The organism is Leptolyngbya sp. GB1-A1 (assembly GCF_039962475.1).
GTDB lineage: Bacteria > Cyanobacteriota > Cyanobacteriia > Elainellales > Elainellaceae > Leptolyngbya_A.
Genome location: NZ_JAMPLI010000031.1, coordinates 43659 through 53999, shown reverse-complemented (window position 1 = coordinate 53999; position 10341 = coordinate 43659). Strand labels below are relative to the sequence as shown.

Genomic DNA, 10341 nt, shown 5'->3' with positions numbered 1-10341 from the left:
GAAGTAATCTCAAGTCGTCTTTGCTCTCTTGAATGTTGATTTTGCAAACGCCAACCATACTCGTTAGCCCTCAATTCTCCTCCTCCCATCTGTAGCATATAAAAATTGAATCGGTATGAGTCATAATTCGCCGCAGGATTTCTGTGACTTCTGCCGCAACTCTGGCATCGAGCTGTCTGGCTTCTTCGGCTGCATTATTAAGAGCTTTGGCAGCTCGCAGCGCAAGGCTAAAGGTACGCAGGACGGCAGGTTTCCCTGCTTGAACCGGACGATGATCTCCTAAAGGGAGGTGCTTCGTATCAATAAACCAAACCAGCCCTACATAGCAAAGCTCAGTGCGATCGCGGATTTGACTGCGCCCAAACCCCACTTTAGAGACAATTACCGGAGCCTGAATGCTGCTGCTCAGGTGCAGCCGCTCGATCGCCCCATCTAGATAGCGAGCGTTATCCATTGCCATTGCCCGCACCACCGTTTCTAAACTGCTCCACTGCGCCGCTGGCAAACGGGCAGCCGTCGGTAAATAATTATGCCAGCCTAACATCGCGGCGAATCGTGCCAGATCGCAGGTTGAAATGGCATTTGTGCCCAGATGATCGCTGTAGGCAGATTTAAGCAGCACGGCTTTTGTGGTTTGGCTCCAGAGGTCGGGGTTTTGGATAAAGGGCGGTTCATCGTAGCGTCCGGTAAAGTCGAGATAGCGATTGCCTGTCAGGTTTCTCACCCAGTTTTCCAGTTCTTGCGGGGTAAAAAATTGCTTAAAGGTTGCCGCCGCTGCATTTGATGACGCGATCGCGCGTTGATAGCTCACCAGATCCACTGCCAGATTATAAAATCCATACCCTTCTGGGCTGCCCACCGGACGCACCAAACAATCTCGCACGTTCGCGTCGGGCTGGACTGCATTTGCCTGACAAACCACATTGAGCAGGGGAATGATTTTTGTCGTACTCCACATTTCAACGTTATCCAGTGCGTTTCTGCCTGACCAGTGGGTTTGCATTGTGCCGTTGACAAGGCTGCCAACGCAGAGGCAAGCCTCTTGAATATCGGGATGAAGAAAGTCTAAGCCAGTGCTATCGATCGCGGGCAGTGTGCCGTATTCAGGAAACGGAGTAAAGAAAACCCGCTGATTCGTTCCCGTTAAAACAGTGCTGTCGCCCAGCGAGGCGATACGAAGCCGTTCCGCCGAGGGGGTAATTACCTCTTCGTCTAGTTTTGCGGCTAAACGGGCTGGAAACTGCGAGATATCAGCAAAGTAGCGTGAACTGGCAGCCCCGCGATCGAGAAATGCCAGCCGATTGCCGGGATAAGCGACTTCCTGCGCCAAAAATTCTTTGTAGACTGCGTTTCGATCTTGCGCCGATGCCAGAAAATAGTCGATCGGGTCAGCGTGGGTGAGCGTCCAGCCCAGCTTTTCATCCAGCACGCCTGTTTTCATCGTGTTTAGACTGTAGAAATCACAAAACGTGGTTAAACCCTGCTCGGTCTCAAAATTGTATTCCCCGTTAATGCGATCGGCTGGATAAAACTGAAAATTGGCAAGCACCGTTTGAATGTCCTGCATCAGCCGGGCACTGCCGCGCCATTGCGGAAAGGCAACCGTGACATTCCCCTTCAGGTCATTAATTCCTAAACCACGAATGGAATACGCAAGCGGTACTGCATGATTTAGCTTGAGAACACGACACAAAATCGCGGCAACCTCGCCTCGTGTAGCGTTCTGATCGGGATAGAACTGCCGCACATCCGGATAGCTCACCACAATATCTTGCAGAATTGCTGCCGCAGTGGGCCAGCGCGTCCAGTCGGGAATGCGATCGGCATCTTTAAAGTAAAGCTTCAAAATTTGCAGTGGATGAGCAGGCGACTCAAAGCCCAGTGCCGTCCCCAAAACCGCCATAACCTGAGTACGTGAAATCGGTTGATTGGGTAGAAACGTCCCATTGTGATAGCCCGAAAACCAGCCGTTCAGGGAGGCTTGCTGAATGCCAGAATATGCCCAGTAAGCCGCAGGAACATCAGAAAACGCGATCGCTCCATTGATCGCCCCATTGAGTGCCCCATTAAGGGAACTGCTTTGCATCGGCTCACGCACAGGCTCGGCGTCAAGAAAAATGAGCGACAAAATGACTGCAAATTCCGCTCTGGTCAGGAAACTGTCCGGGCGAAAGGTCTGGTCTGGATAGCCGTTGAGGATACCCCGTTTCGCGATCGCCTGAATTGAGGCTTCTGCCCAGTGATTTTGAATATCTGAAAACAAAGAAGAAGTTCGATCGCTTGCGATACCACTGCCCCCGATCAGGCGTTCAACTTTGCGGTAGCCCAAGACAAGGGAGGCAAAACTAAAACTTAAGACAAGAAACTGACGGCGAAAGATCACACGCATCGCATTCGCGTTGACTCCGCCTCTTTTCATGCCAGTAAAGATGGTTTAAACGATATAGAGAATGGCACAGAAAACAAATCGAATCGACATTCAATTCATCAAGGCGTCAGTGCATCTTCTCATTATGCAGCGCGATTAATTTTGGTTAATTAAAAAGGACTCAATTTCCTGATTTTTGACTTGATTCATCAGAGCAATGCGCTGAATCAGCCGATCGAATCCCTCCTCTAAGCTGGGCGGCGCACCTGCAAGCTGACGGTGCATTCGCAAAATCACTTCTGGAGGAACCTGGCGCCATCGATTCTGGTTGCGTTCTAGACAAAGGGCAAAGGGCGTATCAACCCAAAATCCCGTGATTGAGTTGAAGCCGATCGATCGAACTTGCTGTAGGAATCGTCGACGATCGCGACGACGGACATTCGTGGCATCATAAATTGCGCCCTGAAGTCTGCCCTGCCGAATTGCGCCGATCGCCTGCCGGAACTGTCGCTGCACTTCTCGCTGAACAAGATTCCAGTCGCCCTGAATCGCTGCGTTGCCGAAAAGCTGTTCCCGAATTTGATCGGTCGAGATGACCCACTGCTTACTTTCCTGGGCAAGTTGAGCAGCCAGGGTAGATTTTCCGCTTCCCGGCAAGCCGATCATCAGCGTCAGCGGGATCTGAGAAACAGAGAGAATTTCTTCTGTACCGGAGAGCGAAGCGATTGTCCCCCGAGAAAACGGCGAGGCGATCGAATTCTGGGACGGGTGAGGCGGCTGGAATGACACAGATGGCTGCCCCCTTTGTTCCTCTATGTAGCTGTTGTGGACAGTACACCGCTATGGACACCGCAGCCGAATTGAGAGAGACAGGGGGACAATTCGGATGATAACCATGACGGTTCCAAACCGCCTTTCGTCCTGAAAAATTATCGCCGGGAAACTGATCGCTCAATCATCCCCTAAATAATCGTCCCATCCGGAATGACGGCGTTCTTAAACACAACCACAATGCCGTTGCGAATGTAGAATCCCTCTTCTTCGCGCATGGCTTCTTCAACGCGGTCTTTGTTAATAATCTGCACATCGCAGCCAATATGGGCATTCTTATCGACAATTGCCCGTCGAATCGTCGAGTTTGCACCAATTCCCAGAGGAATTTCGTGCTGTTCGCAGTCGGTCTGCCGTTCTGCAAAGGGCTGATAAAAGTCAGATCCCATGATTAGCGAATCTTGAATGACTGCGCCTGCTTCAACGCGGCTGCGAATGCCCAAAACAGAGTGATGAATCTGGCATCTTTTCAGAATGCAGCCTTCACCAATCATCGATTCAGTGATCTGGCAGTCGAGCATTTTGGTCGGAGGAAGCGATCGACCCCTGGTGTAAATCGGGGCTTTTTCGTCATAGAAGCTAAAGGGCGGCTGCGGTTGCCGAGTCAGTGCCAGGTTTGCTTCGTAGAAGGCTTCGATCGTTCCGATGTCTTCCCAGTAGCCCTTGAACAGGTACGCCTGAATATTGTGGGTTTGGGCAGCGGCGGGAATGATTTCTTTGCCAAAGTCAGTCTGGGACGGGAACTGCTTCAGCAGATCGATCAGCACCTGCCGCCTGAAGACATAAATCCCCATCGACGCAATAAAGGGCTGCTCTTTTGCTTCTTCGGGGGTGAGTCCCAGAATAGTGGTATCTACCATTGCCTGCTTCAAGGCATCACCTTTGGGCTTTTCGCTAAAGGAGAGAATGCGCCCCTGCTCGTTGATTTTGATCAGTCCAAAATCCGATGCTCGCTTCTCGTCCATCGGCAGCACTGAGATCGTGATATCAGCGTTGGTTTCCCGATGGCGGCGAACAAAGTCGGAGTAGTCCATCCGATAAAGATGGTCGCCTGACAAAATCAGGTATTCATCGACATCCCATTCCTCAAACAGCCAGATATACTGCCGCACGGCATCTGCCGTTCCCTGGAACCAATTGGGGTTTTCTGGCGTTTGCTGCGCTGCCAGAACTTCGACAAAGCTTTCCTGGAAACTCGTGCCGTTGTAGGTTCGGGAAATGTGTCGGTTCAGCGAAGCAGAGTTAAACTGCGTCAGAACGTAGATCTTGTAAATTTCCGAGTTAATGCAATTACTGACTGGAATATCAATCAGCCGATATTTCCCAGCAAGGGGAACAGCAGGCTTTGCCCGAAGTTTGGTGAGCGGGTAGAGACGGGTACCAGCACCCCCACCCAGAATGATTGCTAAAACTTTTTTCACGACAACCTCTTAACCGCTGATTAACACACCATTTTTCCTCAACTACAGTGTCTAACTGTCGGTAGCAGTTGGCAATAGTCTAAAGGGATAAGATTATCCTATGGAATTTAGATTTTTCTTCAACACTGCCTTAATTCATGCAAACGCTCCTTCCCTCGCTCCCAAAAATTCTGCGTCAGCGGAGACAGCAGCTTGCTCAGCAGGTTAATTTTCCGGTTGTCCTATGGTCTGGGCGGCAGAGTTCGCGCAATTTTCCGGCAAATCACTTTCCGTTTCGCGCCAGCAGCCATTTTCTTTACTTTGCAGGGATGCCGATCGAGAATGCGGCGATTCGGCTGGAGGGCGGCAGACTGGAACTGTTTGTCGATGACCCTACCCCGGCAAGCATCCTCTGGCATGGAGAAACGGTGCGCCGGGATGAGCTAGCGGCCCAAATTGGCGCAGATGCTGCCTATCCGTTCGCGAAGCTTCAATCCAGAGTTCACGATGCGGCGACGATTCCCGTGCAAGATGCTGCCACTCAGCTTCAGCAGTCCCAGATCCTCGATCGCATGATAGCTTCGACAAACCAGCTTCAAGAGCGCGATCGATTGCTGGCAGAAGCGATCGTCCAGATCCGGCTGATCCACGATGCGGGGGCAATTGCCGAACTGCGTAAAGCCGCAGCCGTCAGCGTTGAGGCACATTGGGCAGGCATAATCGCCACGCGTCAGGCAAAAAATGAGGCACAGGTTCGCGCTGTGATGGAAAGCGTGATTCTATCGCACAATATGACCCCGGCTTACGGCAGTATTGTCACGGTTCAGGGCGAAGTGCTGCACAACGATCGCTATCACCATCCTTTGAAACCCGGCGATTTGTTGCTGGCAGACGTGGGCGCAGAGGCGGAGTCCGGCTGGGCATCGGATGTTACACGCACCTGGCCAGTTTCGGGCAAATTCTCACCGACACAGCGCGATCTGTATCAGGTGGTACTGGCAGCGCACGATCGCTGTATTGAGGCAGTTCGTCCGGGGGTGGAATATCGATCGATTCATCTGCTAGGCGCAAAGGTGCTGGCAGAAGGACTGGTCGAACTGGGCATTTTCAAAGGTCAACCCGAAGATCTGGTGGAACAGGATGCCCACGCGCTGTTCTTTCCGCACGGGATTGGGCATCTGCTTGGACTGGATGTGCATGACATGGAAGACCTCGGCGATCTGGCAGGTTATGCGCCTGGAAGAACTCGCAGCGATCGGTTTGGCTTGGGCTATTTACGGCTCGATCGAACCTTGCAGGCCGGCATGGCAGTGACGATCGAACCCGGCTTCTATCAAGTTCCGGCAATTCTCAATGACCCAGAGCGGCGTGAAACCTACCGGAATGTGGTGAACTGGGAGCGGCTCAATCAGTTTGCCGACGTGCGGGGAATTCGGATTGAGGATGATGTGCTAGTAACCGAAAACGGCTCTGAGGTGCTGACGGCTGCTTTGCCGACTCAAATTGAAGCGATCGAGCAAATGCTAGCGAACCCATAACGCGCTGTGTTGCTTAAGGCTGAACCTCTAGATTTCCCGTGGGATAGGCATCGGGTCTAATCCAATAAATCAGCCGATCACGTCCGCTCATCTTCTAGGAGTGATGCACAAGTCACACAGATACATGAGTCTCACAGATACATAAGTCGCACAGTCGGTTCACTGCTTTTATGGATCGCTTTTATCGCACTTTTTGCATCCGCAACTGGCAACCTGCCGATCGCCAAACTGCCGCCGATCTGATTGCTTCTGTTCTCACCGAGTACGGGCTGGGATGTGAACCCTGTGGGGCAGATCAGGATGTGCTGAACGTGGAGCAAGCCTACTGGAAAACCGGGGGCGAATTTTGGGTGGTCGAGCAAGCGGATCGCCTCGTGGGGACTGCTGCCTTTTACCCGATCGCCAGGGGGAACCAGGCGGTTGAAATTCGCAAAATGTATTTGCTTCCCGAAGTGCGGGGACAGGGGCTCGGACGGTTTTTGCTGCAAGCGTTAGAAGCCACGATCGTCACCCAGGGCTATGAGGAAATCTGGATCGAAACGGCAACCGTGCTGAAGGAGGCAGTTCAGCTTTACGAAAACAGCGGTTATCAGCCTACGACAGGCGTTGAAACGGCAAGATGCGATCGAGTTTACGTGAAGCGAATCAGACAGCACTGAGCAAATTCGATGCAGTTCATTAAAAATACTTATACTCTTTTACTCTTTCTATCCAGAAGTACAAGTCTTAATCAGCAATCTTCTGTCAAAGTTAAGCTGATGAAGCGCATGGGAGATTGGGACTAATGAAACGGAATCTATTCATACTGGGACTGCCGATCGTGGCTGGACTAAGCCTGACCCTAGCAAGCTGCGGCGGCTCTGCCGAACAAGAAGGCGGACTGCAGCAGCCCGGAGCAGCTCCAACCCAGATCACGGACGATGAAGAAGACAATAACGTACCGGGTAAGGTGACTGACCAGGACGAAGATGAAAACGAAGACAACGAAGACGGCGAAAACAACAACGACGAATAGGAACCTTTTGAATCGCCTGCCTCTCCCCCAGCCTAGGACGTAAGCGATCTTTTAATCCTGCCCTCTACCAGCAGATCAGACCCGATTACCCCATCGAAGGAACTGCTCTGTATCGCCTGCCACTTCACGTCTTCTAGCTCGATCGCCTCGGTCATTCGCTCGAAGCCCAGATCGCCGACCGGAGAAGGAGCCGCCGCACCGCCAATCAGCTTGGGGGCAATAAAGGCAAGGATTTTTTGCACTGACCCGTCTCGAATGGCAGCCGCCGCCAGCGTACCGCCGCATTCCCACAGCACCGAGAGGAAGCCGCGATCGAATAAATTTGCCATTACCGCAGCCGGAGAAAGATTGGGCACTTCGACCACCTCTACGCCGCGATCGCTCAGGAACTGCTGAAAATCTGGCTTTGCTCCGGCTTCGGTAAAAACAACGGTGGGGGCTTCTGTCATCTTCCAGAGTTGGGCAACTCTGGGGAGGTCGAGCGATCGGCTCATCACCACCCGCAGCGGATTGTGTCCCTGTCCGTGGCTGGTCAACAAAGGATTATCCTGCCGAACTGTGTTGCCGCCAATAATCACCGCATCACAGCCTGCCCGCAGAAAATGCACCCGCTGCCGCGATTCGGGTCTGGTGATCCAGGCACTGTGTCCGGTGGTAGTGGCGATCTTGCCGTCTAGCGTCATCGCATACTTTAAAGTTCCCAGCGGACGCTGATGCAGAATGCGATAGATAAATGCCTCATTGAGTTGGCGACAGGCAGCTTCTTCCACGCCTACCACCACTTCGATTCCGGCATTTCGCAGGCGATCGACTCCCGCCCCCGACACTTTAGGATTGGGGTCAATCATCCCCACCACGACTCGGCTCACTTTGGCGGCAATCAGAGCATCAGCACAAGGCGGAGTGCGTCCAAAGTGGCTGCACGGCTCCAGGTTGACATACACTGTTGCTCCCTCGGCTCGATCGCCTGCCGCTCTCAGGGCAAATACTTCCGCATGGGGCTGTCCGGCTCCTGGATGAAACCCTTCCCCCACAATTTCCCCGTCTTGCACGACGACCGAACCCACCATCGGATTCGGCGCAGTTTGTCCCCTGGCTTGTCGCGCTAGCTCAAGACATCGCTGCATCGTGTGCCGATCGAGCAGATCGCCTGTATCATGAAACATCAAATCGTTTGCAGGAGGGTCTTGAGTCATCGCATTATCTGCTCCTTACTCTGGAGAGCTTTTTACTGCTCACAAAATATCTTGACGATTCTTGATAATTCTTTGATTGAAGGGAAGTGAGAATGGGCACTTTAGGGTCGTTCCAGCTCAATTGATGCAGAAGGGTTGCTGCTTGCTGATTTGAGGCACTTCCACCCAGGTTTTAACTAGCGCTCCATCCTCTTACGGCGATCGCTTTTAGCAAATCAATCTGAATCTGGCGATCGATTCTAGTTCCAGGCTGGGGCACGGCTACTCCAACGGTAGCAAGAATGGGATGAAACATCACTACTGATAGAGTTTTCTCCCGCTTAAACTCACCAAAACGATAAATCCCATGAAAATCGGGAAATCCGTATAGTAATTGAGCAAGCATTCGTTAGAATTTATCCCAATGCTGTCGCTACCCCCCAATTCCCCTTATCTTGGAACTCCCTTGATTTCTTGCCTCCTCCAACTAAACCTGCTCCGCTAAATTTACCGCTTCAATTCTCTTCTTTCCGGTCATTACTCCTTTCACAGATTCCCCAAGTTCATGACTGCTGTGCCTGCTCCTCGCCAGCCCTCCCAATCGTCTGACTTCCCTGGTGGCTCCTCGTCGCCAGCAGACATTACGCCTGTCTTTGCGCTGAAGGAGCTGGTTTCGCGGCTGCACCGGGAGCAAAACAAAATCCAGGACTTGCTGAGTTCGCTAGGGTTTGCGCTTCGCAGTTTCAAAAACCTGAACCAGTTTCTCGAACTGACGCCCCTGATTGCGGCAAGAGTTACCGATGCCGATGGGGGTGCACTGGTGCTGTTTAAGCCTAACGGTCAAATGCGGCTGGAGCGGCTTCACTGTCAAGACAATCAGTGCCAGGATGTAAAGGTGGCGATCGAGACTGCAACCCGTCAGCTCACGGCGGTCGCTAATGCCCACTACAACGGCAAAATCACTGCAATTCCGAACCGCACCGCGACGCTGGATTATCACGTTAATCATTTCTTAGGAACCTCGGTTCAGCTTTTTGGCACGGCAATTCTGACGAAAAACGTGGAGCGAGGCAGGCTCTATGTTTTCAGCCGCGACCCCGACTACACCTGGACAGAAACCCGCCAAAAGCTGGTGCGCCTGGTCGCTGACCAAACCGCCGTAGCGATCGAAAACGACGAACTCACGGTCGAACTGCGGAAAAAAGAAAGGCTCGATCGCGAACTCGAAATCGGCGCAGAAATTCAGTATCAGCTTTTGCCGCGCCAGTGTCCGATGATCGACGGTCTATCGCTGGCGGCCCGGTGCAAAACCGCAAACCGGGTAGGCGGTGACTATTACGATTTCATCCCGGCGAAGTATGACCAGATTCGCAAAACAAAATCGGGACAAATCGAGTCAGATAAGTGGAGTGTGGCGATCGGCGATGTGATGGGCAAGGGGGTTCCCGCCGGACTGATTATGACCATGCTGCGGGGAATGCTGCGGGCAGAAGTGCTCAACGCCCACTCGCCGTCAAAGATTTTGCAGCACCTGAATCATGTGATGTATGCGGATCTGGAGAACTCTAACCGCTTCGTGACGCTGTTTTACTCAGAGTACGACAAGCAGACCCGCACCCTGTCTTTTAGCAATGCTGCCCATCACCCGCCCCTGCTCTGGCAGGCATCCACCGGAGCGATCGTCCGCCTTGACACGATCGGAATGCTGATCGGACTCGATATGGACAGCAAATACCACGAAAACAAGGTTCAGCTTCAGCCCGGAGACACCATCATCTATTACACCGATGGCTTCACCGACGCGTCAAACCAGCAGGGCGAACGCTTCGACGAGGGAAATCTGATGCGCCATTTCCAGTGGGCGTGCCGTCACTGCGAAACCCCCCAGGCAATCCTGGAATATCTCTTCGATCAGGTACAGCGTTTTGTGGGAGCCGATCGAACCAATGATGATGATATGACGCTCATTGTGATGCAGGTTAAGCCAGAGCAGAGCCAGGCGGAGGGTTAGTCT

At 52.6% G+C, this 10341-nt stretch carries 9 protein-coding genes; 4 read left to right on the top strand and 5 right to left on the bottom strand.

Translation table 11 applies throughout. The features are described 5' to 3' along the window. Positions 1–70 precede the first annotated feature (70 nt). The 3 genes from NDI45_RS22140 to NDI45_RS22130 form a co-directional block, all read right to left on the bottom strand. A complete protein-coding gene (locus tag NDI45_RS22140) occupies positions 71–2419 on the bottom strand; it encodes an S-layer homology domain-containing protein (RefSeq protein WP_348248769.1) in 2349 nt (782 codons plus the stop codon). Positions 2420–2524: 105 nt separating this feature from the next. Then, entirely contained in the window at positions 2525–3157 is a 633-nt protein-coding gene (locus NDI45_RS22135; protein WP_348248767.1) for an AAA family ATPase, read from the bottom strand. Between the two features lie 173 nt (positions 3158–3330). Next, positions 3331–4620, bottom strand: a complete 1290-nt coding sequence (locus tag NDI45_RS22130; RefSeq protein WP_348248765.1) for a glucose-1-phosphate adenylyltransferase — start codon at positions 4618–4620, stop codon at positions 3331–3333. Between the two features lie 137 nt (positions 4621–4757). On the opposite strand from NDI45_RS22130, the gene NDI45_RS22125 reads away from it, so the two are divergent. The 3 genes from NDI45_RS22125 to NDI45_RS22115 all read left to right on the top strand — a co-directional run bounded on the left by NDI45_RS22125 (position 4758) and on the right by NDI45_RS22115 (position 7152). Next, the gene (locus tag NDI45_RS22125; protein ID WP_190792174.1) at positions 4758–6137 is read left to right on the top strand and encodes an aminopeptidase P family protein; all 1380 of its coding nucleotides are present in this window, start codon (positions 4758–4760) and stop codon (positions 6135–6137) included. Positions 6138–6307: 170 nt separating this feature from the next. Further along, a complete protein-coding gene (locus tag NDI45_RS22120; protein WP_348248763.1) occupies positions 6308–6796 on the top strand; it encodes a GNAT family N-acetyltransferase in 489 nt (162 codons plus the stop codon). Between the two features lie 125 nt (positions 6797–6921). After that, a complete protein-coding gene (locus NDI45_RS22115) occupies positions 6922–7152 on the top strand; it encodes a hypothetical protein (RefSeq protein WP_190792172.1) in 231 nt (76 codons plus the stop codon). A gap of 32 nt (positions 7153–7184) precedes the next feature. Here the strand turns inward: NDI45_RS22115 and ribD are convergent, their stop codons facing one another. Together ribD and NDI45_RS22105 are read right to left on the bottom strand one after the other, a co-directional pair. After that, entirely contained in the window at positions 7185–8318 is a 1134-nt protein-coding gene (ribD, locus tag NDI45_RS22110; RefSeq protein ID WP_348248771.1) for a bifunctional diaminohydroxyphosphoribosylaminopyrimidine deaminase/5-amino-6-(5-phosphoribosylamino)uracil reductase RibD, read from the bottom strand. 202 nt (positions 8319–8520) lie between these two features. Then, on the bottom strand, positions 8521–8733 hold the full coding sequence (locus NDI45_RS22105; RefSeq protein WP_348248761.1) for a hypothetical protein: 213 nt from the start codon (positions 8731–8733) through the stop codon (positions 8521–8523). Positions 8734–8892: 159 nt separating this feature from the next. On the opposite strand from NDI45_RS22105, the gene NDI45_RS22100 reads away from it, so the two are divergent. Beyond that, the gene (locus NDI45_RS22100; protein ID WP_348248759.1) at positions 8893–10338 is read left to right on the top strand and encodes a PP2C family protein-serine/threonine phosphatase; all 1446 of its coding nucleotides are present in this window, start codon (positions 8893–8895) and stop codon (positions 10336–10338) included. Positions 10339–10341: the final 3 nt, after the last annotated feature.